The organism is Sphingobium fuliginis, assembly GCF_015074805.1.
In the GTDB taxonomy this organism is placed as follows: Bacteria; Pseudomonadota; Alphaproteobacteria; order Sphingomonadales; family Sphingomonadaceae; genus Sphingobium; species Sphingobium fuliginis.
Genome location: NZ_CP060035.1, coordinates 3,240,070 through 3,266,954 on the forward strand (window position 1 = coordinate 3,240,070; position 26,885 = coordinate 3,266,954).

A 26,885-nucleotide genomic window follows, 5' to 3' on the forward strand; every position below is an offset into this window, starting at 1 on the left:
CGGGGGGCGGTGGAGCGATCCACCGCCTTTTTTTGGTCCTCCCCATCTTTCGATGGGGAGGAATTCTTACAGCAACCGCCGCTCGAACGCGCCGCGTTCCAGTTCCTCCCGGAAATCGGGATGGGCGATCCCGATCAACGCGCGGGCGCGTTCCGACAGCGTCTTCCCCTTCAGGTCGACCCAGCCATGTTCGGTGACGACGATGTGGGTGTCGGTGCGCGGCGTCGTGACGGGGCCGTCGAGCCAGGGCACGATCCGCGAGACCGTCCCCTTCGCCGCCGTCGAGTGGCAGGCGATGATCGACCGGCCGCCCTTCGACGCATAGGCGCCGCGCACGAAATCGAGCTGGCCGCCGGTGCCGCTATATTGGCGGCCGTTCATATATTCGGAGTTGCAGGCGCCGCTGAGGTCCACCTGAATCGTGGCGTTGACTGAAATCACCCTGTCGTTCTGCGCGATGATGTGCGGGGCGTTCACATGCTCGACCGGATGCGCCTCCAGCGCCGGATTGTCGTGCAGGAAGTCGTAAAGGCCCTGGTCGCCCATGGCGAAGGTGAAGACCGAGCGGCCGGGATGGATTTTCTTGCCGCTGTTGTCGACCACGCCGGCCTTGATCAGGCCGACGAGGCCGGGCGTGAGCAGTTCGGTATGGATGCCGAGGTTCCGATGATCCATCAACGCGGCGCAGACCGCGTCCGGCACGGCGCCGATGCCCATTTGCAGGCAGGCGCCGTCCTCCACCATGCCGGCGATGATCGCGCCGATGGCATCGTCATTGGGCGTGCGAGGAAGGGGCGGGATCTGCGCCAGGGGGACATGGTTTTCCACGATGGCCGTGACCGCCGAGATGGGAATTTTGCAGTCGCCATGGACATAGGGCATGGCGGGATTGACCTCCACGATCAGCCGCGCGCCGCTGCGCGCGACCATCAGTGCGTAATCGGTGTTGGTGCCCAGGCTGAAGCAGCCGTCGGCATCCATCGGCGAAACGGTGACGAACAGCGTATCGACGCGCAGATGCTCGGTCAGGATGCGCGGTATCTGGTGGAATTGCACCGGAAGGGTTTCGACCAGGCCTTGCGCGCTGCCGGCGCGCAGGGCGTCGTTCCCCCGTTCGACGCCACCGTGGAACAGGCTGACATGGCGGATGCGGTCGTGAAGGTCGGGCGCGAGGATGGACTCGCTGGCCGCGGCGCAGGCGAGCATGCAGTAAAGCGTGCCGCCGGTGAGATCGCCCGAGCGAACGCGGACGGCCAGCGCATCCATCAGCGCGGGCGGGTAGCTGACGCCGAGACCGACGACCATCTTCGCGCCGTCCGGGACCAGTGCGGCCGCCTCAGCCGCCGACATGGTCCTGGCGCGATACTTTTCTGTGATGGACATCCTTCTCTCCCCGGCTTTTGGGGGATTGTCGCGCCGTTGGCGCGGGAGTGCAATGGCGACGAAAGTAGGGGGGCGTCTTGCTTGCACGCCCCCTGCGCAAGCCGGGGAAGCTTTCAGCGGGCGAGGCCGAGCGCCCGGACGATGTCGTCCCATGCGACCAGCTTGAAATTCTGGGCCGCCGTTGCATTGTGGCCGTCCTGCGCCACGAACAGCCCGCCGGGATAGTCCGGCCCGAAATCGCCCAGCATCAGGTCGATGCCGTCGGTTTCCTCCGACCCGCCTATGGCGCCGTCGACCACGCGGAAGCGGCCGGCATAGCTGTCGTCGCTCAGGCGATAGGCGACATAGGCATTGTCCCCCTGGCTGGAGACGAGGACATAGCCGTCCTTCTCGCCCATCGGCGCGATGGCGACGCCTTCGGCATCCATGACGAGGTTCCTGCCGTCCGCCGCGGCGATCCTGGCGGGCGTCGCGGACCCGTCGGCACGGGCATCGAAGCGCCAGAGGCCGACATCCTCCTCCGCCACATAGGCCATGCCGGTGCGGTCATCCACCGCGCAGCCCTCCGCCTGGGAGCCAAGCTTCAAGGTCCGGACGATGCTGCCCCTGGGCGTGGCGTCGGCCATGTCGAGCGCGATCTGGTTCACCGTGCCGTCCTTCAGCACGACGAAGGCGTAGGTCGCGCTCGCCGCGCGATAGAGGCAGACGCCATAGGCTTCGCCCCGCCCGGCATCGACCTTGCCGAGCGCCGAGAGTTTCGCGGTGGCGGGATCGAGGCGGAACAGGGCCAGCTTCGCATGGGCAAGGTCGTTGCGATCGCTGGCGGCCACCAATATGCCGCTTTGACCGGCGATCCCCACGCCGTCCCGCAGGTCGACATTGTTGACCCGGCCCGCGTCGAGAAAGTCGCGGGTCTTGCCGTCCAGCCCATAGACATAGAGCCCCGCCTTCTTGTCGGTGCCCACGATCAGGCTTTGCCCTGGATCGGCGGCGTTGCGCCAGATCGCCGGATCGTCCGCCGCGTCGGCATTGGGGGTGCCGACGGGGGCGGTTTCCCCGCGCGCGGTGACGGTCGCGGCTGGAGTGGCGTTGGCGATGCGCTGGGCCAGCGGGCGTTCGGGCGCTGGCGCGGCGCAAGCGGCGAGCAGAAGAGTCGCGCAAAGGGCGACGGATAAAGGTCTCGTCATGAAGTTCCCCCGTTCGCGGCGCCTCTTGGACGCGCTTCATGACGATGATGTGACAGGCCCAGCCGGAATATCGCCCGGCATGTCACTGTTCTGTCACCATAATTTCACGCGATTGTATTCCCGCCGATCTAGGTGCCCCGCCAAGCCTATTCGACAAGGCCGTTCCAACAGGGGGATCATATGCAGCATAGTTTCATCCGGCAGCGCGCCGGCGTGCCGTCCGTTCGTCTGGCTCTGGCCTGCGGCATAGCCGGCTGGGCCCTGGCGTCGACCCAAGCCATGGCGCAGGCTCCTGCCGCGGAAGAGGATATGGGAGCGATCGTCGTCACCGGCACCCGCCCGATCGCTGAATCCGAAGCCGCCGCGCTGGAAATCCAGAAGAACTGGGACTCGCTGGTCACGGTCGCCGCATCCGATTCCGTGGGCCGCCTGCCCGACCAGAACATCGCCCAGGCCGCCAGCCGTCTGCCGGGCATCAGCGTCGAGCGCGACCAGGGCCAGGCCCGCTACATCAACCTGCGCGGCGCGCCCAAGACCTGGACCACCCTGTCGTTCGACGGCATCAATGTGGTGAGCCCCGAGGGCCGCGACGCCCGCTTCGATTCCATCCCGTCCGCCATTGCCGGCAAGATCATCGTGTCCAAGGCGGTGACGCCCGACATGCCGGGCGAGACGGTCGCGGGCAATGTGAACGTCATCACCCGTTCGGCCTTCGACTATGACGGCTTCCATCTGGCGGGGAAGGGCGGCCTTGGCTTTGCCGAACTGGGCGACAAGAAGGAATATGAAGGCGCGCTGGTCGTTTCCGACCGATTCCAGACGGGCATCGGTGAAATCGGCGTGCTGCTGTCGGGCAGCTATTATGAGCGCAACATGGTCACGGACAATTTCGAGACCGACTATGAGCGGGTGTCGCAGGACCAGCGCCCCGGTAATACCACCCGCTTCTGGGCGCATGAGGCGGAGAACAAGCTGTACCGCCTGACGCGCAAGAACTGGTCGGTTTCGGGCCGGGTCGACTGGAAACCGGACGAGGCCAACAGCATTTCGCTGCGGTCGGTCTACACCATCTTCACCGACGATGAAGCGCGGGACAATTACCGCTTCGACCTGGACGACCGCCAGTCGGACCTGTCGAACGGCTCGGCCGCCTGTCCGACCGCGGTGAACACCATGCCGACCACCACCGGCTATGCGGATGTCTGCATCGGCAACACGCCGCAGAAGGGCACGATCTACGGCATCGACATCCGCCAGCGCTCGACGCTGCGGGCCTTCCGCCAGTCGATCTTCACCAACACGCTGGCGGGCGATCATGAATTTGCCGACGGCTGGAAGCTGAGCTGGGTCGGCAACTACACCGAATCCAAGGACGACCGATCGATCGTCGGCGAAGCGACCTGGGACAGCCCCAGCACGCGCACGCTCCGGCCGACCGTGGCCTATGACTTCAGCGATCCCAATCTTTCGCGCCTGACGCTCTATCGCACGCTGCAACTCGCCAGCCCGACGCGCTACACGGCGGGCGCGCAGGTCACGGCGGTCGACGATTTCACCAAGCCGCTTTCAGGCTTCACCGTCCTCGACGCGGTGGACACGACCAAGGCCTATACCGGCCGCCTGGTTGTGGCGCGCGAGCTGGAGCATGCGACATTGAAGGCGGGGTTCCAGTATGACCGCCGCACCAAGACCGCCGACGAGCAGCAGATCACGCTGAATGCCGCGCAGGCCGCGACCGTCCTGCCGACCGACTACAACCAGTTCTCGATCGACCGGAAGTTCCTGGGCAAGATCCCCATGGGCTACACCTTCCGCTATTTCGATACCGACAAGATGCGGGCGGCTTCCGAAGCGGCGCAGGCGGCTTATGCCTTCGCACCCAACACCGGAAACAACTACAGGGTACGGGAAGAGGTGCTCGCCGGCTTCCTGATGGGCACTGTCCACTACGACTGGGGCTCGGTCGTGGGCGGCGTGCGTGTCGAGCATGTCAAGAACCATGGCTTTGCGATCGCCACGGTCACGCCTGTCAGCGGACCGGCGGTTTCCACGCCTGAAACGCGGGAATCCAGCCAGACGCTGGCATTCCCCAGCCTGCACATCAATTACAATATCGACGACAGCAAGAAGCTGCGCTTCTCCTTCAACAGCGGTGCGGCGCGCGCCGATTACGATCAGATGCGGCCGAACTTCGTCGTGAACGACAGCGACCGCGTGATTTCGGGCGGCAACCCCGATGTGAAGCCGGAACGGGCCTATGGCGTCGATACCTATTTCGAATGGTATGTGAAGCCTCAGGGCTATTTGATGGTCGGCCTGTTCTACAAGCATGTCGAGGACGTGCTGTATAATCAGCGGCGCACCTATGGCCTGACCGACCTCAATTCCGGCGGGATCGACCGCTCCGACTATGGCTATACCCGTATCGCCAATGGCGGTTCGGGCCGCATCTATGGCATGGAAGCCGCCGCGCAGTTCCAGCTCGAACCCTGGACGGAGAATCTGGGTCTTCCTTCCTTCATGGGCGGCTTCGGTATTTCGGCCAATCTTACCCTCAATGACAGCAAGGTCGAAAAGCCTGCCGTCGAGGGCATTCCGGCGCGCAAAGTGCGCCTGCCGGGCACATCGGACTTCGTCTACAATATCGGCGGATATTACGAGAAATACGGCCTGTCGATCCGCCTGCAATATCAGAACCGCAGCAAATGGCTGGATACGGTTTCCGATACGCTGGCGGACGCTGGCGACACTTATTGGGACTCGGACGACGAGCTGGATTTCTCGGCGCGCTATGCGATCACGAAGAATTTCGAGATTTACTTCGACGCCTCGAACCTGCTCAACCATCCCGGCCGCCGCTTCTCCGACCCGGGCAGCCTGCTGCGTGCCAGCGGCGTGCAGGCGCCCGACAGCAGCAACCAGACGATCGAGTGGGAACGCTTCGGCCGTCGCTATACGGGCGGCATCCGGTTCAACTTCTGATCCGGCGGAGGCTTGAGGGAGAGGGGGCTGCCTTGAGGCGGCGGCCCCTTTATTCTGTCATCCCGGTTCCCATGGGCGGGGGTAAGCTTCACCCCAAGGGGGCACTCGCCCACCGCCGCAAGCGCGCATACAGCGCTGTGATGATGCCGAAGAAGGCGATCACCGAAAGCACCACGGCCCACGGATTTTCCCCCACCAGCGCCATGGGCGCGTCGCTGTCCGTCGCCGCGACGATCCCTGCGAAGGCGACACCGAACAGGCTTTCCCCGACGATGAAGCCGGTCGCCATCAGCACGCCCATGCGCTCGGCAAATTCGGGGTTGGACTGGCGTAGCGCCCAGCGATTGTAGAGATGCCCAATCACCGCGCCGACCGGGATCAGCAGGGTGAGCGCCATCGGCAGATAAATGCCCATGCCGACGGCCAGGGGCGGCAGGCGCAGCTTGCCCGCCTTGCCCAGCAGTTCGTCAATGGCGACCACCAGCACGCCGATGCCTGCGCCGAAGCCGATCAGGCCCCAGTCGAGATCGCCGCCCAGCACGCCCTTCGCCAGGGCGGAGATCAGCGCGGCCTGCGGGGCGGGGAGGGCGGTCGCCTTGGCGCCCGGCGCGCCCGCGAAGCCGAAGGCGCTGTTGAGCAGGTCCAGTACGGGCGGGATCACCAGCGCGCCGAAGATCACGCCCAGCACCAGCGCGATCTGCTGCTTCCACGGCGTCGCGCCGACAAGCTGGCCGGTCTTCAGATCCTGGAGATTGTCGTTGGAAATGGTTGCGGCGCCAAAGACGATGGCGGTCACGAACAGCGCATAGGCGATCAGCGCCTGCGCCTGTTTCGGGTCGCCGCCCGATCCGTAGATCGCCGCCAGTATCAGCGAGGCGCCCAGCACCGCCAGAATGCCGACGCCGGAAATCGGGCTGTTCGACGCGCCGATCAGCCCCGCCATATAGCCGCAGACCGAGGCGATGACGATGCCTGCGACGAGGATATAGGCCAGCGTCAGCACGATGATCGGCACCGGGTTGGCCGCGATCGGCCCGCCCTGCGCGAAGATCCACAGCAGCACCGCGATCGGCAGCAGCGAAGCGATTATGGTGCCGCCGACGATGCCGATGGGAAGGTCGCGTTCCGTAAGGTCGAGCAGGCCGGCATTGCCCGACTTGCGGACTTTCGCCGCGGCCATGGCCGACCGGATGCCGCTGACGATCGGTCCCAATATCTTGAGCAGGGTCCAGATCGCCGCGATGCCGATGGTGCCGGCGCCGATGAAGCGCGCTTTCATCCGAAAGGTGGTGCCGACCAGATCGGCCAGATCGGCGCCGGCCGCGAGCGGCGCGGTGAGATAGGGGACAAGCCCGACCCAGCTGATCAGCAGGCCGAAGAACATGGCGATGCCGACCGACAGGCCGACCAGATGCCCGACGCCGATCAACGCCATGGAAAAGCTGGTGGAGACGCTGGACGCGCCCGCGCCGAATTTGAAGAAGGTCGCGGCCTCCTCCGCGATCAGCTTCGTCTTGGCGAGGATGGCGAAGGCTGCGGCGGCGATCGAGCTGGCGACGATGGCGGCCAGGCCGCGCCTGTTCTCCTCCAGCCCCTCGCGCGATCCCGCGCCGACCTTCAGCACTTCGGCGGCAGCTACGCCTTCGGGATAGGGCAGGTCGGACCCCGTCACCAGCGCCCGGCGCAGCGGCACCGAATACATGACGCCCAATATGCCGCCCAGCGCGATGGTGAAGGCGCTCAGCCAATAGGGGAAGCCCTGCCACCAGCCGATGATGACCAGGCCGGGCAGCACGAAGATGATGGCCGACAGCGTGCCCGCCGCCGACGCGATGGTCTGCACTATGTTGTTTTCAAGGATCGTGCCGGTCGCGAACAGCCGCAGCACGGCCATGGAAATGACGGCCGCGGGGATGGAGGTGGCGAAGGTCAGCCCGATCTTCAGGCCCAGATAGACGTTGGCCGCCGTGAACAGCAGGGTGATGAGCGCGCCCAATATGACGCCGCGAAGCGTCAGCTCCGCCATGGGGGCCGCCTCGGCCGAATCACTTGTCACTCGTCTGTCCCCTTGCCTGCGGCTGTTTTATCAGCGTCCGGTAATAATGTTGCTTGGCCTTGGATCAATCGGAAAGTGCGCGCAGAGGCGTCAGGAGGAGGCGCCGGGCTTCAGGTCGGCTGCGGCGGCGGCATCCAGATAGGCGTCGACCAGCCGCGTCCAGAGCGTGTAGCCGCGCGGGTTCATATGCAGCCCGTCGGGTCGGAACAGCGACGCATCGGGCAGGCCATCCGGGGCGAGCAGCACGCGACCGACATCCAGATAATCGAAGCGGCTCACCCGCGCCCGTGCCGCGACCGTCATGTTCACCGCGGCCATTTTCGGCCACAGCGTCCAGCGGATCGGGCTGGGCTTCAGGGACAGATAGGCGATATGCGCCTTGGGATAGTCGGATCGGAGTTGCCTGAGCAGGGTCAGGACGTTGTTCGCGACCTCGGCCGGGGTGGCGCCTGCTGCCAGGTCGTTTTCCCCGACATAGACGAGGATGGAGCGCGGCTTCGCCTTGGGCAGCAGGCGCTTGTAATAATGCAGCACATCCGGCGTGGTCGCGCCGCCGAAGCCCCGGTTGACGGTGCCGATGTCGGGAAAGCTGCCGCTTATGTCCCACAGGCGGATGCTGGAGCTACCCAGGAACAGGGTGGCGTCGGTGATCGGGGGACCGGCCTCATTGGCCCTGGCGAATGCCTCGATCTCGCGCGAGAAGGGAAAGCTGGGGTCGGCATTGACCTTCAGCGCCGGCGCCTGCGTGGCGGCGTGCAGCAGGCCGCAGGACCCCAGCAGCAGGGCAAGGCCGATCAGCGCCCTGCCCGCCTTGAGGCCGCGCCTAGTGCCGATGCAGCGGGCGGAGCTGATATTTGCCGTTCGCATAGGTGCCGAACATGCCGGAAATGGCGGGATGGTCGACAGGTTCCTCACTGTCGTCCGCGACCAGATTCTGCTGGCTGACATAGGCGACATAGCTGCTTTCGCCATTTTCAGCGAGCAGATGGTAGAAGGGCTGATGCTTGTCCGGCCGGATGTCCTCGGGAATGGCCTGATACCATTCCTCGCTATTGGCGAAGACCGGATCGATGTCGAACACGACGCCACGAAAACCGAAGAGGCGGTGCTGCACCACGTCCCCGATGCTGAAGCGGGCGTGGACGATCGGCGGGGGGGTCACATCGGGTCCGAAAATCTGAATCATATCGTTCATATGACGCAATTTAGGATGCTTGCGGTGCGAAACAAGAAAAATGCTCGTCGCTGCTTGGCAAGGGTGAAATCATTCGCTAATGGCCGCCGCTCGACCGGAACGGCATGCGCCGGACCTTCTGCGGAGAGGTGGCAGAGTGGTCGAATGCACCGCACTCGAAATGCGGCGTGCCGGCAACGGTACCGAGGGTTCGAATCCCTCCCTCTCCGCCATATTATCCCTCAAGTCGCTGAATTCCGGCAAATCGTTCCGCCTGCTCCCTATGGGCTAGCTGTGCCCGATAAGGGTTGCTTTCATCGGTTGATCCACGCCCGACGATGGCGGGTGCCTCTTCCAGAGATTCAACCCCGGGCTCCCCATCCGGTGCGATCGATCGTCCACGGGCGCTCCAGTCCTTGTGGGACGCTGCCGGGAAGGATGCGGTTGCCGATCCTGGCCAGATCGGCCATTGCCGGTCCATTCGATGGCCAGTCAAAAGGTTCAGGATCCATGATGACGCTTTACGACGCCTTCGTACCGGGGTGCCTTCAGATTTTGGAGTCTGTGTCGAGACTGGTTGTGAAAGCGAAGTCCTATTGCGATGCGCAGTCTCTCCCCCCGGAACGGCTGCTTCATGCCAGACTCGCTCCCGACATGTTGGACTTCGCCTATCAGGTGAAAAGCTGCGCAATCCATTCCATCGGCGCGATCCATGGCGTTCAGCGCGGGAATTTCTCGCCTGACATCGCGGCGCCACCGGCCAGTTTCGAGGAATTGAACGCCAGGGTGATGGAAGCGGCCGACGCCCTTGGCGCACTTCAAGTTGCCGATGTGGAAAGCTTGAGCGACAGGCCGATGACATTCACCATCGGTGACAAGCTGCGCTGGGATTTCCTGGGCAAGGATTTCCTGCTCAGCTTCTCCCAGCCCAACTTTTATTTCCATGCCTCCACGGCCTACGACATTCTCCGGACGAACGGCGTTCCCCTCGGGAAGCGGGACTATCTGGGCGCCGTTCGGAAGCTGCCGTCGCCGCCAGCGCCGATCTGATCCGCTGGCGGCATGGCGGGCAGGCCCCGGCGCGCCCGCGGACGTAGCGAGCCGGGGAATTAAGGCTGTCTGGGCAGAGCATAGGCGATGACATGATCGCCCAGCTTCGTGCCGAGGGAGCCATGCCCGCCTGCAACGACGATCACGAACTGCCGCCCGCTCGCCCTCGACCGATAGGACATCGGCGTCGCCTGTCCCCCGGCCGGAAGACGGGCACGCCACAGCACCTTGCCGGTGCGCGTGTCATAGGCGCGCAGATAATTGTCGATCGCCGCCGCCATGAAGGTGAGCCCCCCTGCCGTCGACATCGGACCGCCCAGCGATGGAACGCCCAGCTTGAACGGGATAGGCAGGAAGGTTTCGTCGCGGACCGTGCCGTTCTTATGTTCCCAGACCTTCCTGCCGGACCGCAGGTCGATGCCCGCGACATAACCCCATGGCGGCGACTGGCAGGGCAGGCCTGCGAAGGACAGGAAGGGGTTCATGTCGACCGCGAAGGGCGCGCCCGCATTGGGATTGTACCCCTGCTCGTCCGATCCGCGCCGGTCGGAGCCGCCCGCCGGCCCCCGTACGCCATGGTCCTCCATTTCCGCGCGGGGGATGAGCCTGTCCACGAAAGCGACATAGTTTGGATGGGCGAATGCGACCTGGCGGATCGGGTCTATCGAAATGCCGCCCCAGTCCATCACGCCGAAATTTCCCGGGAACACCAGCGTCCCCCGCAAAGAGGGCGGCGTGAAGGGCCCCTTATAGTCGAGCGACTTGAACCGGATGCGGCAATAAAGCTGGTCGAGCATGGTTGCGCCCCACATGTCGCTTTCTCGCGCCGGGGCGGGCATCAGGGATATGGCGGAAAAGGGCTGGGTGGGCGACAGGCGGTCGCCCGGCGCTGCGCCGCCCGGGCCGGGGCGCTCCTCCACCGGGAACAGGGGCTTGCCGTTCCGGCGGTCCAGGACGAAGAGATTGCCGGTCTTGGTCGACTGCACCAGCGCCGGCACCCGGCCGCGGCCGGGCAGGTCCAGATCGACCAGCGCCGGCTGGGCCGGGACGTCCATGTCCCACAGGTCGTGATGGACCGTCTGGAACACCCAGCGCGGCCTTCCGGTCACGATGTCCAGCGCCAGGACCGAAGTGGCGAACCGTTCGGTCGTCGCGGGCCGCCTGCCGCCCCATTGGTCGACAGCGCCCATCCCCATCGGCAGGTAGATCAGGCCCAGCGCCTCGTCAGCGGCCGGCGTGCTCCAGCTGTTGGGGGAAGAGGGCGTGTAGTGCCGGCCCGCGCCCAGCGGGGCGGTGCTGTCCGGATTGCCCGGATCGAAATTCCAGACCAGTCGGCCCGTGAGCGCGTCATAGGCACGGATGACGCCGGAGGGCACGTCGGTGGAGATATTGTCGTAAACCGCGCCGCCGGTCACGACCAAGCCATGTGCGACAAGGGGCGCGGACGTCACCTGATACCAGCCGCCATTATAATGAGGTTGCCCCGGAAGCAGGCTGACGGTCCCCGCGCGTCCGAAGCTGCGGCACGGCGCGCCCGTGCGCGGGTCCAGCGCAATCAGGCGGCTGTCGTTCGTGGCGAGGAAGATGCGCCGGGAACAGTCGGCGGCGCTCGCCCCCGCGCGCGATGAATCCCAATAGGAAAGGCCGCGGCAGGTGAGATGCTGCATGTTCCTTGCCGAAGTCCTGATCAGCGGATCGAACCTCCAGCGCTCCCTGCCCGTCTCCGCGTCGACAGCGATCACCCGATTATGCGGCGTGCAGAGATAGACGATGTCGTCGACCTTGATCGGGGTCATTTCATAGGTCGTCTCGCCCGGATCGCCCGAGCGCTTGAGATCGCCCGTCCGCAATTGCCACGCCACCTCCAGCTTGCCGACATTGGCGGGCGTGAGCTGGGTCAGGGGCGAGAATTTCTCGCCACGCCAGCTTCGGGCATAGGCTTGCCAGTCATCATCGGGCATTGCGTTCGGCTCCGCCGCGATCGCGCTGCGCGGGCCAGGAAGCGTGCCGTCGAGATTGTGGACGTCGCGCATCAGCGCGGCCAGGCCGAAGATGCCGGCGATCGCCAGCGCCACCGCCAGGGGGCCGGCGTTTCGCACCCATCCCCCAGCCGGCGCAAGGCGCCGCACGGTCCATGGCAGGATCAGCAGCAGGCCGAAGAGGAAGATCAGGTCGCCGCGCGGAACGAGCGGCCACCAGTCCACGCCGATTTCCGCCCAGGCCCAGGCCATCGTGGCGAGGACGAGCGCCGCGAACAGATGCAGGGCGGCCGCGCGCCGCTTCCAGAGCAGAAAGGCGCTGGCCAGCATCGTCAATCCCGCGGCCGCATAGAAGGGGCTGCCGCCCAATGAGGCGAGCCAGATGCCGCCGATCAGATTTGCCGTGCCGACCACGCCTATCAAGACCGCGATGACCTTCAGCAATTTTGCAGTCTGGCGGCCGGACTTCATCGATTTGCCTCCGATGATCTCGCAAGCAAACCGTCGCGCAGCAGCGATGTTCCGTTTCGGGAAGTGAAGAGAGACGCAAACAAGGACGGGCCTTGCCGGAGGTTGCACCCTTGCTGCCCGCGGGTTCGAATGGCTTTGCCGGAAGCGGTCCTCCGCTCAGTTCAGCGCAAGACCTCTGATCAGGGCCAGGACGCTGCCGAGCGTGGACACGTCTGGCGTGCGCATGCGGTCGCCGGCGAACTGGAAATGCGTGAGCGCCACCTGTTGCTGGGGCGAAAGGAGGATCTTGGCCCCCACGACGCGATCCGTGATGCGCGCGACGATCGCCGGAACCTCGCCCAGTTCCCTGATGGAAATCGTGCCCCTGTCGCCTATGCGCCAGCCGCCTTCATTGGCGAAGGCCACGCCGCTCGACGAAATGTCGAGCAGCCGCACCGGGGTGGCGCTGTCCCCTGTACTGAAAAGCGCCGTTCCGCTGATGGGGGCCCGCTCTTCCGCCCTTCGCGGCGTTTCGACGCAGACGATGATGGCGATGATGCAGACGAGGACGTTGTAAATGCTCCAGAACGCCACGATGCCCTTCTGGTCCGAGAAGAAGGTCGGCGCCAGTGGCGAGCCATAGCCGAACAGCATCCCGCCCACGGTCAGCAGAAGCACGACCGCAAAGCGCGACAGCAATTTCCAGTGGATCACCGTCCGGGAACGGTCGCCCCCCTTGTTGGTCACCTTGAACGGCCGCTCCCCGCGGAACAGCAGGGTGTGGCAGGATGCGGCCACGATCTCCGGCGCGACCAGCAACTGGGACGTGTCGGTCAGAAGCGGGAGTATCCGGCCGTTGGAATACCAGCTGATGGCGAAGGCTTCCACCAGGATGCGGGGCAGCAGGAATGTCGCAAGCTCGCCGATCGGCGCATCCATGATGGTGAGGCCCGTCATCCAGTAGAGGATCGGCACCAGCAGGCAGGCGAGGCGGAAGGGAAAGCTGCCCATCCAGTAGAGCAGGGTTTCCAGCAGGCTCATCCTGTCGATCCAGCCCAGGCCCTTGCGCGAGAACAGGCCGTCGGCGCTGCGCATGATCTGCATCGCGCCGATGCACCAGCGGATGCGCTGGGTGCAATATTCGCCGATCCCTTCCGGCGCGAGGCCAAGGCTGAGCTTTTCGTTCAGATAGGCGGTGACGAAGCCATGCTCTTTCATGCGAATCGACAGCAGCATGTCTTCGGTAATGCTGTCGGTCGGGAATCCGCCGATCTCGGCAAGCGCGGCGGTGCGGACGACGGACGACGTCCCGCATGAAAAGGCGGTGCCCCATCCGTCCTTGGCCGGCAGCAAGGTGTCGAAGAAGAAGCGCTGTTCGTCGGGCAGGTCCAGATGCCCCTTGATCCTGTGTTGCAGCGGATCGGGGTTGAAGAAATGCTGCGGCGTCTGGACCACCCCCACGGTCGGGTCCTGGAACAGGGCCACGCAATGGGACATGAAATTGGGCAGGGCGACGAAATCCGCATCCAATATGGCGATGAAATCCGGCATCTCGCCACGCGCGGCCAGTGTCGCCAGGCCTGCGTTCATATTGCCGGCCTTGGCATGAGCATTATCCGGCCGCGTCAGCCATTCCACGTCGCGACGGCGGCACAGCGCCTCCACCTCCGGCCGCCGGCCGTCATCCAGCAGGAAGACCTTCGCCGGATAATTCTGGTTGAGGGCGCCGGTAATCGTGCGGTCGAGAATCCCGACATCTTCATTATAGGTGCAGATGAAGATCGCGGCGCTGGGCCTGTTGACATGCAGCCAGCGTATGTTGCCGCTGACGTCCTTCAGTCGGTCGCGCCGCCGCGTCAGCACGACCAGCACCAGCACTCCGCCCAGGGTGGAGCAGACCTCCAGCATGAAGAAGCCCACGGAAAGCAGGGCGTAACCGGGCGTGCCCAGGTCGAGCGTGGCGACCATGCGCCATGTCATGTAGATCAGGATCGATCCGATCGCGGCGCCGCTGACGATGAGCCGATGCAGCGGGTTGGCCGGCCTGAGTTTGGGAAAGATCAGCAGGCAGAGGCCAAGGGTGGCGAGGCCCCAGAAATAGGACGGGATCTCGGCGGGGTTCATGGCCGCGTTACAGCACCACCCGGCCCGCCGTGCCGACCGGGCACTGCTTCTTGCCCTTCGCGTCCAGCATGATCCGCGCGCCGATCAGATATTCGCCTGCGGCGGGATTGGGGACATGGCTGGTGACGCGGAGCTGGGACGGATCGCTGACCCCCATGTTGACGACGGTTCCCGGCCAGCGATCGCCGTTCGAAAAGGCGATGAACGTCACGGGCGAACCGATGGCGAGCCTGCTATAGGCGCTGCGGCCCACGGTGAAATAGGCGAAGAAGGACGAACAGTCGGCCAGCATGTAGATCGGATCGCCTTCACGCAGCGACTCCCCGGGGGCGGCGACCTTCGCCCAGACCCGGCCGTCGATGCTCGCCTGCAACGGAAGCTGCAGCCGCCGCATGGCGCCGGCCTTGCCATTGCCGCTCAGCTTTTGCGCCTTGGCCAGCGCTGCGGTCAGGTTCTCCCTTTCGCCCCGCAATTCGCTCAACGCCAGATTGAGATCGCTCAGGCGCTGGGTCGAATATTGGACATTGCTGTAGCCGTTGTTGAGGAACAGCCCTTGGCCCGCGGCATGCGCCTCGATCAGGTTCGTGCGTCGGCGTGCCATCGCCGCATTCCTGTCCGCCAGGGCGGCGCGCTGATCCTGTTCCGCCTTCTCAAGCCCGGCTGCGCTGATGAAGCCGCGGCCGGCGAGGGCGCGGGTGCGGTCCAACTGTTTCTGCGCAAAGGCCAACCGAGCCTGCGCGGCCGACAGTTGGGCGGAGCTTTCGTCCGCAACGGCATCCATCTGCACCAGCTTTTCAGATCGGTAGACGCCCGATTCGCGGCGGATATGGTCGGCGTCGGCCCTGAGGGCTGCCATCCGGCCGTCGATACTGGCCAGTTTCGCCTTGAGCTGGTCCACATCTTCCGATCCGGCACGGACGGCCGCCGACAGGCCCACCGGCGCGGCAAAGCTCCCCAGCAATTGGTTCCGCGTCACGCGGTCGCCGACGTTCGCGCCCAGCCGGTCGACTTCGCCGGAGATCGGCGCCCTGACCAGGCCCATGTCCGCCACCAAAGTGGTATTGTAACCCGCCGTGAAGATAAAGCTGCGCACCAGCACTGCGACGGCCATGACCAGCAGAAGGCCGCCGACCAGCATTCGCCGCGGAAGGTGGAACCATTGCCGCCCGTCGGCCTCGGCCAGCCGCAATTCCTTTGCACCATCGGATGGAAATTTGGCTTCTACGCTCATTTCGTCCCCAATCTGATGGACGAATCATACATGGACATGGTTAAGAAAGGTTGGAGGCGCCGCCCGCCGGCTTCATGCCCCGGCCGGCGCCGGGCCGGAACTATCGCGCTGCACCAGCCTGAAGGTGAAGTGCGGCGCGTCGGCGGAACCGCCCGCGAGCGCGTCGATCACGGCGCTGCCCATCGCCTCCAGCGGCTGGCTGACGGTGGTGAGGGGCGGCCAGGCCGTGAGGCCGGCGGGCGTGTCGTCGAAGCCGACAACAGACAGGTCCTCCGGCACGCGCAGCTTCAGCCGGTGCGCGACGGTCAGCGTGCCCAGCGCCATGTCGTCATTGGTCGCGAAGATCGCGGTGGGGCGCTCGCCTCGGGACAGCAGATGCCCGCCAGCCTTTATGCCTGACTCGAAATCGAAGGCGCCTTCGACGAACAGGGACTCCTCCAGCGGCAGGTTCGCCGCGGCCATGCCGTCGCGAAAGCCCTCGACGCGCTGCATCGCCGCCTTGTGGCTGGCGGGTGGGGTGATCACGCCGATGCGGCGATGGCCAAGGCCGATCAGATGATCCGCGATCATCCGGCCGGCCGCACGCTCCGGCGTGGGGATGTTGAAGCTTTCCGCCATCACCGATCCGGCGATGCGGGCGCAGGGGAGCTTCAGTTCGGACAGCCGCTGGAGCAATTGCGCGTCGTCCGACAGGGGCGGCACCAGGAAGACGCCATCGGGCCGCAGTGCTGCGACCAGGCGGTCGAGAATGGCGAACCGTTCTTCCCCTGTCAGCGGCATCGGCTCCACCACCAGATGATAGCCCAGGTCCCGGCACCGGTTCGCCGCACCCGACTGGATGCCGCCATTATAGGAGGGCGCGGGGTTGTTGTAGAGGAAGGCGATCATGAAGGATCGCCCGCCAGCGAGCCGCCGCGCGGACTGGTTGGGCCGGTATCCAAGCTGGCGGATCGCCGCCGTCACCCTTTCGCGCAGCTCCTCGCTGACATTGGGCGCCTGGTTGACCACCCGGGAGACGGTCTTGATCGATACGCGGGCCAGTGCCGCAACGTCATGGATGCTGGGCATCAGCGGGGCTGAGCGAAAGAAAGGACGGTCATACACCGGTCTTGCCATGGAAGGCCGATGGAGGAAACAACGTTTACCCGGATGACGGCACCGCCAGACCCCGATATTCATGCCGGAATCGTAAATATGGTACGTAAATCAGGGAAATTGGTCGCGGGAGCCGTGAAAATTGTCCTTGATCCGGCATCGGTAACGGTCTAGAGCGACAAGACAACGTTGTCATACTCTCCAAGCAAGGCAACGGCTGTCATCCCGGGCGGCGGTCGGATGAACTGCACGCTTCAGGCCGTTGCCCGGGATGCGCTTTTCACGGTCGTCGCAAGGTCAGCAGGACTTTCAGGCCGGGACCATTATCCGCCAGCGTCACCATGCCATGATGCAGCCGCGCCACCGCTTCCACCAGGGACAGGCCCAGCCCCGATCCCGGCTTGCCGCGCGCCGGGTCGAGCCGGCCGAAGCGCTTCAAGGCTGCGGGACGGCTCTCCGCCGGGATGCCCGGGCCATTGTCCGCCACGGCGATGAGAAGGTCGCCACCCTCGATCGCCGCACTCAGTTCGATGCGGTCGCCGCTTTCCGCATAATAGAGCGCGTTTTCGATGAGATTGGCGAGCGACTGGCTCACCAGTTCGCGATGAAGCGGAAAGGTCAGCGCGTCAGGCGCGGAAATGGCCAGCGCAAAGCCGCTATCCTCCACCAGCGGGCCATAGATTTCGCCCACGTCGCGCAGCAATTCCGCAACATGGGTATCGCGCCGCTGGTCGCCCCCGAAGCCCGCCTCGGTCCGGCTGATGAGCAGCGCCGTGGTCAACATGGAACGCAGCGTCTGCGCTTCATGATGCACCTTTTCCAAGGCATCGAGCGCGGTGTCGTCCCGCGTCTGGGCGCTGGCCTGCTCGACCACGGAGATCAGCCGCGTCACCGGGGATTTAAGGTCGTGGGCAAGGCCGTCTGTCATCATGCGAAGCTGCGTCACCAGCGCGTCGATCCGTTCCAGCATGGCGTTGATCGACTGGCCGAGCCGGTCGAAGGCGTCGCCGCTGCCATCGGTCGGCACCCGCCGGTCCAGCGCGCCCACGGCGACGTCGTTGGCGGTTTCCGCTATGTCGGAAACCTGCCGCGCCAATATGCGGCCCAGCATGATCGCGATGCCCAGCGCCAGCACCAGGCTCATGACGAAGGCGACGGTCAGCGCCTCCTCATAGATGCGGGTAAGTTGCAGGCTGTTGGAAACGACCATGCCGGTCAGCAATTGCCCGCCGCCGCGCAGCTTCACGGGAATGACGCCCATCGGTTCCGGCGCGTCGCGGCCGATGCGGTAGAGCGACATGATCTGCCAGCGCCCGTCTGCCGCCAGCCCGGCGGGCCAGGCGCCCAGATTGCCGCTGACGGGCCGTCCCGCCCTGTCGGTCAGCAGCAGCACGGCGCGCTCCCCCTCTATGGCGCGGAAACGCCGGGCGATCTCTGACCGCAGGGCCGCCGTCCCGCCGCTGCGATGGAGCGCGAGCAGGTCGTCGCGGGCGTCCTCCACCGCCTGCCGGTCGGCGGCCACGACGGTGCGCTGGCTCGCCTGCTGCACGAACAGCAGCACGCCGCCGGTCACCAGGAACTGGCAGAGGAAGGCCAGCCCGACGAAGCGCCCGATGGTCGAACGGGCAAAGCCGAACCAGCGGCGGGAGGGGAGGGTCTTAGGATGGCCGGAAGCGGTCATGGACGCCGTCCCGCACGCCCTGGAGCCAATCGGCATTCAGCTCTGACGGCCTGCAAATGACGCTTTTCCGTGCTTCCGGTGCTCACATACCTTGAGTAGGCTGCGCTCCGGGCCACGGAAAACCACCATTTTCGGTTCGTCATCATCTGAATGTCGATCGGCTCTAACTCTCCGGTCCCAGCCGATAGCCCATGCCGCGCACCGTATGCAGCAAGGGCTTGTCCCCGCCTTCGTCCAGCTTGCGGCGCAGGCGGCTGACATGCACATCGATGACGTTGGTGCCCGGATCGAAATGATAGTCCCAGACGCCCTCCAGCAGCATGGTCCGCGTCACCACCTGATCGGGATGGCGCAGGAAATATTCCAGCAGGCGGAACTCGCGCGGTTGCAGGTCGATGGTGCGCGATCCGCGCTTCACCCGGCGGGAAAGCAGGTCCATCTCCAGGTCCCCGTGCCGCAAATGGGTGACGACCGCGCTGCCGCCGCCGCCCCGGCGCAGCAGCAACTGGACGCGGGCCATCAACTCGGCAAAGGCGAAGGGCTTCACCAGATAATCGTCCGCGCCGCTGGTCAGCCCTTCCACCCGGTCCTCCGGCGTGCCGAGGGCGGAAAGGATGATGACCGGCGTCTCGATCGCCGCCGCGCGCAGGGCCTTCAGCATCGCCATGCCGTCCATCGCCGGCATCATCCGGTCGAGGATGATCGCGCCATAGCTGCCGTCGCTCGCCAGGAACAGGCCGTCGCGGCCATTGTCCGCCCGGTCGACGGTGAAGCCCGCCTCGCCCATGCCCTTGGCCACATAGGCGGCGGTCGCCGCATCGTCCTCCACCACCAATATCTTGTGGCTCATCTTTCCCCTTCCGGCCGGTCCAGCATCACCACGCGCATATGGTCCGCATGTTTCAGCCCCAGCATGATCCTCGGCTGGGGATGGTGTAGCAGATAGGCGCTGGCCTGATCCAGCGAGCGGATCGGCATGCCGTCCAGGCTGACGACGCCGTCCCCGACGCGGATGCCCAGGCGCGCCGCCTGGCCGTCGGTTTCCATGCTGGTGACGACCACGCCCGATCCCGCCGGCATGCCGTTGCTGAGGGTGATGCCGGGCAGGGCGCGGGCCTGCGCGGCCGCCACCTCCATCCGGTCGTCGCCGGCATGGCGCACGTGCAGGAAAAAGGCGCCGCTCATGACCAGCGCGCAGAGCGCCAGCGCCGCCAGAAGGACGCCCGATGCCGCGTGGCTCAGCCTCTGCCTGTCCATGCACCCGCTTTCATGGGCGGAAGGATGATCCATGGGCGCCGCCATGTCATGTTAAGCTTTGTTCATGCCGGGGCCGCGCCTTCGTGGACGGCGACGCGTCCCGTCCGCTCCAGCTTGCCCCAGCCGACGACCCAGCCGCCAATGGCCGATGCGATGGCGCGCACCACGACCCAATACATGATCTGGCGATAGACGAAGCGCTGCGCCACCAGCAGATGCGGCGGATAGCGCATGTCCCGGTTGTCGAGCGCATAGGCGGCCCAGCCGCAGAGGATGTCGACGCCGGTGAAGGCCAGCCAGTATAGCGCCATGGTCCACACATCGTTGCTGGTCTGCGCCCAGCCATGCTGGTTCACCCGGACGATGGTGCCCAGGATCGAGGTGACGAGCGCCAGGTCGATCAGCGGGGAGATGGCGGCGAACAGGATCTGGAACAGCCAGGCCTGCGGCAACCCGACCAATGCCAGCCCCGTCGGCCACCGTTCGCGCAGGATGCGGCCATGTTTCCACAGGCATTGCAGCGTGCCGAAGGCCCAGCGGTAGCGCTGCCGGGCGAGCGCCCGGAAGCTTTCGGGCGCTTCGGTCCAGGCGACGGCTTCGGGATCGTAGGTGACGCGCCAGCCTGCCCGCTGGATCGCGATGGTGAGGTCCTGATCCTCCGCCAGCGTGTCTTCGGGATAGCCGCCCACCGCGTCCAGCGCGGCGCGACGCCACGCGCCGACCGCGCCGGGCACCACGGTCATGGCGTCGAAGCCGGCGAGCGCCCGCCGCTCCAGATTCTGCGCGGTGATATATTCGACTGCCTGCCAGCGGGTGACGAGGTTCACGCGATTGCCCACCCGCGCATCCCCCGCCACCGCGCCGAGCGCGGGATCGGCGAACCAGCGGGCGAGGCGGCGGATCGTCTGCGGCTCGAACTGGGTGTCGGCGTCGAGCGCGATGACGACTTCCCCCGTCGCATCGCGCAGCGCCCGGTTCAGCGCCGCCGCCTTGCCGCCATTCCGAAGCGTCAGCAGCGTTACGCGCGGATCGTCGGCAAAGGCCCGCGCCACGATGGCGCTGGTCGCGTCCTTAGACCCATCGTCCGCGACGATCAGTTGCAGGCCCGGATAGTCGCTGGCCAGCACGCGGCGCACCGACGCCTCGATCACGCGGGCTTCGTTATAGGCGGGGATGATGACCGACACGCTGGGCCGATAGTCCGGCGGTGCGGGACGTCCCCGCCGCGCCTGGAACCAGGCGAGCAGCGTCATCAGCGCCGCCCGCGCTAGCCCCAGCGCAATCGCGACATAGAATATCCAGCCGAGCAGCGCCGAAAGCGTCGCCAGCGCCACGAAGGCGGCGACGTCGACGCGCACCGCCAGCAGGTCGCCGGCCTTGACCGGCGGCATGGCGGCCTGCTGCGGCAGCCCGGCAAGCTGCGACACCGGCACGAAGCGATAGCCCTCCGCCCTCAGTCCCGCGATGATGCGGGGCAGCGCCGCCACGGTCTGCGACCGGTCGCCCCCGCCATCGTGCAGCAGGATGATGTTGCCGGAGCGCTCGGTGCTGGCCGCATGCACCTGATCGATCACCTGCCGCACTATGGCGTCGGTGCCCGGCTGCTGCCAGTCATTGGGATCGACGTGCAGGCCGACCACCGTATAGCCCAGCTTCTGCGCCGCCAGCGCGGGGCCCAGCTCGTCCGCCGTGGTCGGCTCCGCATCCCCGAAATAGGGCGCGCGGAACAGCCGCATGCTGCGCCCGGTATAGGCCTGCACCAGCCGCTGCGTGGCGTTGAGCTGCAACCGCGTCGGCTCCTCCGACCAAGTGGCGAGGTTGGGATGGTCGTAGGTGTGATTGCCGATCTCGTCCCCGTCAGCGACGATCCGTTGCAGCAGCCCCGGATGCTCCAGCGCATTTTCCCCGATGACGAAGAAGGTCGCCGGAGTGCGGGTCCGTTCCAGCACCTTCAATATCTTCGGCGTCCATTCCGCATCCGGCCCATCGTCGAAGGTCAGGGCCAGCATCTTGCGATTCTGCCCGCCGGTGCGCTCCACCTGATAGGGGGTGGGCAGCGCGCCATAGCTTTCCTGTTCAATCGTCCCGAGCGGCCCGAAGGCGACGGCGCGATGGCCCTGCGTCGGCGTGGCGGTGATGCGCAGGATCTCGCCCGACCCCTCGACATCGGTGTTGAGCGTGCTCGCCACGGTGCCGAGCCTGGGCCGGCCGCCGGTGCGCCAGGCGGTCAGATCCGCCCAGATGCCGGGGTCCTCGCTGCCCAGCCGCCACAGCGCGACGCTCTGGACGCCCAGGCGCTTCAGCACCAGCAACTCGTTCCAGCTCGCGGCGGCATCCAGCATCCAGACCTGATGCCGCTGCCCCGCCTCGTCATAGGCGAAGCCCGCATTGCCGCTCGCCGCGTCGTAGAGCGGGCGCGCGGCGCTGTCATGCGCGGCGAGCCAGGCTTCATCGAGCGACAGCGCGTCGGCGGTCCCGCCATGCCAGTCATAGGCATAGCTGCCGAGCGCGACGATGATATGGTCCGCGCCGATGGCGCGCAGCGCGACCTCCGCCTGCCGCGCGAACCAGTCCTGGGCGGCGATGGGACCGGGCTGGCCGCCCTGCCAATGCTGGTCGTAATCCATCAGGATCACCCGGTCCGCCACGGCGGCGAAGCGGGCCAGCGGCCAGCCCTGTTCCCCGGCGGGAACGGTGAGCGCGATCTTCGCGCCGTGCGGCAGGGTGGCGCGCAATATGCGGAGGAAGCGCAGATAGCCGGGCATGGCGCTGTCCGGCAGGGATTCCAGGTCCATGACCAGCCCCGCCTCATGGCGGCGGGCGACATAGCCGCTCAGCTGCCGGGCAAGCGCCAGCGCCGCTGCGGGATCGCGCAACAGCCGCGCCGCGCCCGCTCCGTCCCAGCTTTCGCTGCCGATATTCTGCACCATGGGCAGCACCCTGGGTGGACGGGGCATGGCGGCGATCATGCGGTCGAACGCCGCGTCCGTCGCGACATGGATCGGCTTGCCGGGACCGGGCACGGTGATCAAGGCCGGCACCACCCAGTCGAGCTGTCCGACATGGCGGCGCAGGGAGGCGATGCTGCTTTCATCGCCCGGCATATAGAAACCGACGTTCAGCGGACGGGCCTGCACGCGATGCTTGCCCCAATGCGGCAGCCATTTGGCGATGTCGCGCCGCAGCGAGGAGATGCCCGACAGGCGGGCCGCATGCGGCTGGGGCAGGGGCAGGGCGAGGTCGCCTTCCGACGGCACGGCGACCAATGTGGTGGCGAAGGCGATGGCGGCGAGCAGGATCAACAGCAGCGCGCCCGCCAGCAGGCGCCGCGCCCAAAGTCCCCTGCGGCCGGTGGGATCGAAGAATATGGGTCTGGTCATCGTTCGCGCTGTCGCCCTGTTTCGGGCCAGCCTTTACGCGCCCGGCCTTGCCGGGCCGATGGGCCATGCATGAACTATTGGTCATGATTGAACGGGCTAAACGAGGTGCCCCGTCGCGCTGCCTCTCGCGCTGCCTTCCACGCCGCTCCTGCCAGGTCGGTCATCCCGCCTTCCCGGGAAGCAGGGCGGCAAACAGGCTTCCCCCTCGGTCAAGCTTTTCTACCCCGCCGATCAGCAAAGCTTGAAAGACAAATCTCTACCGGCAAACTAGATAACGGCCCGTCTCGATTCGGCAGGGAGAGGACATATGGAGTGGCGATCGGCGATCGGCCGGCACTGGGGTCGCTGGAGCGACGCCATGAAACGCGAATTGCTGCGGGAGCCGGATCGCATCCTCATCGACCGTGGGCCTGAAGCGGTCGCGCCGCCCGCGGAACAGGCCGAACGGCTGGAACGCTCGCTCGAACTGCGGTGAACATGCCGGGCGGGGCTTGCCCTTTCCGTCCCTGCCTCCAATATTCCGGCCGCTTCTTGTTCTGGAGATCATATGTCAGCCACCGCCCGCGTCGCCACCCGTGCCGTCGAACCGCTTTTCCTCGACCGCTGGTCACCGCGCGCCTTCGATTCCTCCCTCATCCCGCAGGAGGATCTGGACACGATCTTCGAAGGCGCGCGCTGGGCGCCCTCCGCCTTCAACTATCAGCCCTGGCGCCTGCTGTACGCCACGCGGGACAGCGCCAATTGGAGCCGCTTCCTGGGCGTGCTGCTGCCCTTCAACCAGAGCTGGGTGCAAAATGCATCGGTGCTGCTCTACATCCTGTCGGACACGCTGATCGCCGCGCCCGGATCGGAAGATTTCAAGCCGTCGCACAGCCACAGCTTCGATGCCGGCGCGGCCTGGGCGCTGCTGGCGTTGCAGGCGACGCGGCTGGGCTATCATGCCCATGCGATGTCGGGCGTGGATTTCGACAAGGCGCGCGTGGAACTGGGCGTGCCCGACCGTTTCCGCATCGAGGCCGCCGTCGCCATCGGCCGCATCGCGGACAAGTCCATCCTGTCCGAATCGCTCCAGGCGCGCGAGGTGCCGAGCGGCCGCAAGGATATTTCGGAATTCGTCACGGCTGGCAATTTCCCGGCTTGAGGCGGGAAGGGAACGGCCTTCTCCTGTTCCGTCATGCTGAAACAGGTGGGCATGACGGTTCCCGAATGACGCCCGCCGGTCCGCCCCGAATTCAGGTCCGAGCCAGCGCCTCCGCCGTGGCGTCCATCGTTCCCGGCTCCTGGTCGCCGGTCAGGGCATAGGACATGTCGCCGCGCCGCCAATAGGCCACGGATTGTTCCCCTTCGCGCACCGCGTCGGGATGTTCGGGCGCGGCGGTCTTCTCATGCACGGCGAAGATCGTCATCCTGTGCCCCGTATCGGTGCGCACCGCCATCAGCAGCGCGGGGGCCTTGTCGGTCGGGAAGAGCTGGACGTCGGTGACATGCCAGTCGTCGGGCAGTTGCGGCATGGCGATGCGGGTGTTGAGCGCGACTTCCCGCGCATCGAAGCGGGGCGCCTCGATCTGCGAATTCATGTCGGCGCGCAGCATCGCGATCCGGTGCGAGGCGACCGCGTAGCTGACATAGGCGGGCGGCCGCTCGAACCCCACCATCCAGACCGCCAGCGCCGCCGCCAGTCCCGATGTCGCCAACCCCGCCGGCATCAACCGGCGCCAGCGGCTTTTCTGCGGTTGCGCCAATCGTTCGGCCCTGTCGGCCAGCCCGGCGGGCACTGGCCGCCGGTCCTGCGTCAGCATGCGGAGCGCGCTGCGGACGCTGAGGTCGCCCATGACGCGGGCGGCCAGCTCGGGCTGGCGCGAAAGGCGGGTTTCGACGACGAAACGCCGCTCCACATCCAGTTCGCCGTCAATATAGGCGTCAATCTCCAGATCGGTAATTTCCGGATCGGTCGGACGATCAGTCATCGCTTCCTCCTATCAGCCGGAGGCCCGTTGCCCCCTGCTGCCCCTGTTCCCGCTCCCTCAATGCAGCCCGCGCCCGCGCCAGCCGCGACATGACCGTCCCCACCGGCACCCCCAATGTCTCCGCCGCCTGCTGGTAGCTGAAGCCCTCTATCGCCGTCAGGTGCAGCACGGCGCGGTGATGCTCCGGCAAGGCCGCGAATTGCCGCGCGATCTGGACCAGCCGGGCATGTTCCTCCTGCCCCGGCTCCAGCCGGTCGACCAGCGTCTCGGCAAAGCGGCTGTTGCGCCGCGCCTCCGACGCCTCGCGCCGCTTGGCGGAGAAGAAGACATTGTGGACGATCGCCAGCAGCCAGCGGCGGCGGTCGCGGTCGGGCTGGAACGTCTCCTGCCGCTCTATGGCGCGGACGATCGCGTCCTGCACGACATCGTCGGCGTCCTGCTCGTCGCGGGTCAGCGACCGGGCATAGCGCCGCATCGCGACCAGATCGTCCCTGATGCCGGAACCCTCGTCCATCATCGCCATGTCATGCCGCCTGCGCGGCGGGCGTGGCAAGCGGGATGTGCAGCGCCCCGGCATAGCTGCGCGCCACATCCTCCAGCACATCGTCCCAGGCGAAGCGCGCCGCCGCCTCCGCCGCCGCAGCGCCCAGCGCGGCGCGGCGGGCGGGCTGGCGGATCAACCCCGCCACCGCCGCCGCATAGGCCCCGACATCCTTGGGCGGCACCAGCAGGCCGGTGCGCCCGTCAGCGATCAGGGCCGACGCGCTGGGCACATTGGCGGAGACGATGGCGAGGCCCGATGCCATCGCCTCCAGATTGACATTGCCGAACGCCTCCGTGACGGAGGGGTTGATGAGGATGTCGGCGCTGGCGACGGCGCGGCCCAGCATTTCTCCCGACAAATGGCCCATGAAGGTGGCGTTGGGCAGCCGCTCGGCCAGCCAGTTCCGCGCCGGTCCTTCGCCCACGATCAGCGGGCGGACGGCCAGGCCCCGGGCGCGGACGGCGCCGATGGTCTCGGCAAAGACGCGCAGCCCCTTTTCCAGCACCAGCCGGCCGAAGAACAGCGGCACCATATCCGCCGCATCATAGCCAAGCCCGGACCGGAAGGCCGGATCGCGCAGCGCCGGACGGAAGCAGGCGGGGTCGATGCCGCGCCCCCAGATGGCGATCCGCCCGCCACCAAGCCGCGCCGCCATATCCCGCGCTATGGGCAGGGTAGGGCAGAGGATGCGGTCGCAATCGCCATAGAAGCGGTCGAGATAGCGCTCCACCGGCCCGCGCAGGAGGGACAGGCGATAATAGTCGAGATAGGTTTCGAAGCGGGTGTGCAGGCTGGCGATTACCGGAATGCCCAGCGCCCGGGCATGGTTTTGCGCCTGCCGCCCCAGCAGGTCCGGGGCGGAGAGGTGGACGATGTCGGGCGCGAAATCCTCGAAATCCTGACGGGCGGCGCGGGTGAAGCCCAGGGCGATGCGATATTCCGGGCGGCCGGGAATGCTGATCGATCGGACGGAGCGCACCTCGCCCACCGACTCGAACGCCTTGCGCGGCGCGGTGGGGGAATAGATCCGCACCTCCGCCCGCACGCGATGCAGCAGATAGGCGACCAGCCGGTTGAGCGCCTGGTTGGCGCCGTCGCGCACGCAATCATAATTGCCGGAAAACAGCGCGACCCGCAGCGGACGGCCCAGCGCCGCCGCCAGCGCAAGGCGGGATTGGGAAAGGCGCATGGGGTCGGCACGAAGGTCGGCGGCATGGTTCATGCCCGGTATACGCGGGGGGAGGGTGGTCTATTCCCTCCGTTTACAGCAGGCGGGCCGGCGCTAGATTGAAGAGGTGACTCCCGCTCCCCAACCATCGCCGCGACCACTCGTCATGCTGAACTT

The 26,885-nt window shown here is 66.3% G+C and carries 20 protein-coding genes and 1 tRNA gene; 5 read left to right on the forward strand and 16 right to left on the reverse strand.

From position 1 onward, the window contains the following. Positions 1-66: 66 nt before the first annotated feature. Positions 67-1,383 carry an acetyl-CoA hydrolase/transferase family protein gene (locus tag H5V43_RS15705; RefSeq protein ID WP_099185225.1) on the reverse strand — a complete coding sequence of 439 codons (1,317 nt, stop codon included), beginning with the start codon at positions 1,381-1,383 and terminating at the stop codon, positions 67-69. A 113-nt stretch (positions 1,384-1,496) separates the two neighbouring features. Beyond that, positions 1,497-2,570, reverse strand: coding sequence for a phytase (locus tag H5V43_RS15710; protein WP_025549359.1), 1,074 nt, complete (start codon positions 2,568-2,570; stop codon positions 1,497-1,499). Between the two features lie 180 nt (positions 2,571-2,750). Between H5V43_RS15710 and H5V43_RS15715 the strand changes: the two genes are divergently transcribed. Further along, a complete protein-coding gene (locus H5V43_RS15715) occupies positions 2,751-5,552 on the forward strand; it encodes a TonB-dependent receptor (protein WP_099185224.1) in 2,802 nt (933 codons plus the stop codon). 88 nt (positions 5,553-5,640) lie between these two features. Here H5V43_RS15715 and H5V43_RS15720 read toward each other — a convergent pair whose 3' ends face one another. The 3 genes from H5V43_RS15720 to hspQ all read right to left on the reverse strand — a co-directional run bounded on the left by H5V43_RS15720 (position 5,641) and on the right by hspQ (position 8,803). Then, positions 5,641-7,578 carry an OPT family oligopeptide transporter gene (locus tag H5V43_RS15720; RefSeq protein ID WP_373278231.1) on the reverse strand — a complete coding sequence of 646 codons (1,938 nt, stop codon included), beginning with the start codon at positions 7,576-7,578 and terminating at the stop codon, positions 5,641-5,643. 120 nt (positions 7,579-7,698) lie between these two features. Then, complete coding sequence (locus H5V43_RS15725) at positions 7,699-8,475, reverse strand: GDSL-type esterase/lipase family protein (RefSeq protein WP_025549361.1); 777 nt, start codon at positions 8,473-8,475, stop codon at positions 7,699-7,701. After that, complete coding sequence (gene hspQ / locus H5V43_RS15730; RefSeq protein WP_025549362.1) at positions 8,432-8,803, reverse strand: heat shock protein HspQ; 372 nt, start codon at positions 8,801-8,803, stop codon at positions 8,432-8,434. Before hspQ ends, H5V43_RS15725 begins: the two co-directional genes overlap by 44 nt. Positions 8,804-8,925: 122 nt before the next feature. On the opposite strand from hspQ, the gene H5V43_RS15735 reads away from it, so the two are divergent. Together H5V43_RS15735 and H5V43_RS15740 are read left to right on the forward strand one after the other, a co-directional pair. Further along, positions 8,926-9,015 (forward strand) — tRNA-Ser (locus H5V43_RS15735). A 211-nt stretch (positions 9,016-9,226) separates the two neighbouring features. Continuing rightward, positions 9,227-9,832: a DUF1993 domain-containing protein gene (locus H5V43_RS15740; protein ID WP_235600845.1), complete on the forward strand. Its 606-nt coding sequence runs from the start codon at positions 9,227-9,229 to the stop codon at positions 9,830-9,832. 59 nt (positions 9,833-9,891) lie between these two features. Here H5V43_RS15740 and H5V43_RS15745 read toward each other — a convergent pair whose 3' ends face one another. The 8 genes from H5V43_RS15745 to H5V43_RS15780 all read right to left on the reverse strand — a co-directional run bounded on the left by H5V43_RS15745 (position 9,892) and on the right by H5V43_RS15780 (position 23,029). Next, complete coding sequence (locus tag H5V43_RS15745) at positions 9,892-12,282, reverse strand: membrane-bound PQQ-dependent dehydrogenase, glucose/quinate/shikimate family (protein ID WP_099185198.1); 2,391 nt, start codon at positions 12,280-12,282, stop codon at positions 9,892-9,894. A 156-nt stretch (positions 12,283-12,438) separates the two neighbouring features. Next, entirely contained in the window at positions 12,439-14,385 is a 1,947-nt protein-coding gene (locus H5V43_RS15750) for a glycosyltransferase (protein ID WP_025549364.1), read from the reverse strand. A 7-nt stretch (positions 14,386-14,392) separates the two neighbouring features. Further along, positions 14,393-15,616 (reverse strand): HlyD family secretion protein, encoded by a 1,224-nt coding sequence (locus tag H5V43_RS15755; RefSeq protein WP_244968631.1) that lies wholly within the window; start codon positions 15,614-15,616, stop codon positions 14,393-14,395. 72 nt (positions 15,617-15,688) lie between these two features. Then, entirely contained in the window at positions 15,689-16,684 is a 996-nt protein-coding gene (locus tag H5V43_RS15760) for a LacI family DNA-binding transcriptional regulator (RefSeq protein ID WP_025549366.1), read from the reverse strand. 307 nt (positions 16,685-16,991) lie between these two features. Further along, positions 16,992-18,284: a sensor histidine kinase gene (locus H5V43_RS15765; RefSeq protein ID WP_025549367.1), complete on the reverse strand. Its 1,293-nt coding sequence runs from the start codon at positions 18,282-18,284 to the stop codon at positions 16,992-16,994. Positions 18,285-18,555: 271 nt separating this feature from the next. Beyond that, positions 18,556-19,242, reverse strand: a complete 687-nt coding sequence (locus H5V43_RS15770) for a response regulator transcription factor (RefSeq protein ID WP_025549336.1) — start codon at positions 19,240-19,242, stop codon at positions 18,556-18,558. Beyond that, the gene (locus H5V43_RS15775) at positions 19,239-19,649 is read right to left on the reverse strand and encodes a PDZ domain-containing protein (protein ID WP_025549335.1); all 411 of its coding nucleotides are present in this window, start codon (positions 19,647-19,649) and stop codon (positions 19,239-19,241) included. The genes H5V43_RS15770 and H5V43_RS15775 overlap by 4 nt, the downstream gene beginning before the upstream one ends. A gap of 62 nt (positions 19,650-19,711) precedes the next feature. Continuing rightward, entirely contained in the window at positions 19,712-23,029 is a 3,318-nt protein-coding gene (locus H5V43_RS15780) for a trifunctional glycoside hydrolase family 18/polysaccharide deacetylase/glycosyltransferase family 2 protein (protein ID WP_099185197.1), read from the reverse strand. Between the two features lie 307 nt (positions 23,030-23,336). Between H5V43_RS15780 and H5V43_RS15785 the strand changes: the two genes are divergently transcribed. Together H5V43_RS15785 and H5V43_RS15790 are read left to right on the forward strand one after the other, a co-directional pair. Further along, a complete protein-coding gene (locus H5V43_RS15785; protein WP_157846853.1) occupies positions 23,337-23,504 on the forward strand; it encodes a hypothetical protein in 168 nt (55 codons plus the stop codon). 72 nt (positions 23,505-23,576) lie between these two features. Beyond that, complete coding sequence (locus tag H5V43_RS15790; RefSeq protein WP_025549334.1) at positions 23,577-24,170, forward strand: nitroreductase family protein; 594 nt, start codon at positions 23,577-23,579, stop codon at positions 24,168-24,170. 91 nt (positions 24,171-24,261) lie between these two features. On the opposite strand, the gene H5V43_RS15795 is transcribed toward H5V43_RS15790, so the two are convergent. From H5V43_RS15795 to H5V43_RS15805, 3 genes are read right to left on the reverse strand one after another with little or no spacing between them, the layout of a single operon-like run. Next, complete coding sequence (locus H5V43_RS15795; protein ID WP_025549333.1) at positions 24,262-24,996, reverse strand: anti-sigma factor family protein; 735 nt, start codon at positions 24,994-24,996, stop codon at positions 24,262-24,264. Continuing rightward, positions 24,989-25,519, reverse strand: coding sequence for a sigma-70 family RNA polymerase sigma factor (locus H5V43_RS15800; RefSeq protein WP_082718654.1), 531 nt, complete (start codon positions 25,517-25,519; stop codon positions 24,989-24,991). The genes H5V43_RS15795 and H5V43_RS15800 overlap by 8 nt, the downstream gene beginning before the upstream one ends. A gap of 1 nt (position 25,520) precedes the next feature. Further along, positions 25,521-26,762, reverse strand: a complete 1,242-nt coding sequence (locus tag H5V43_RS15805) for a glycosyltransferase family 4 protein (RefSeq protein ID WP_099185196.1) — start codon at positions 26,760-26,762, stop codon at positions 25,521-25,523. Positions 26,763-26,885: the final 123 nt, after the last annotated feature.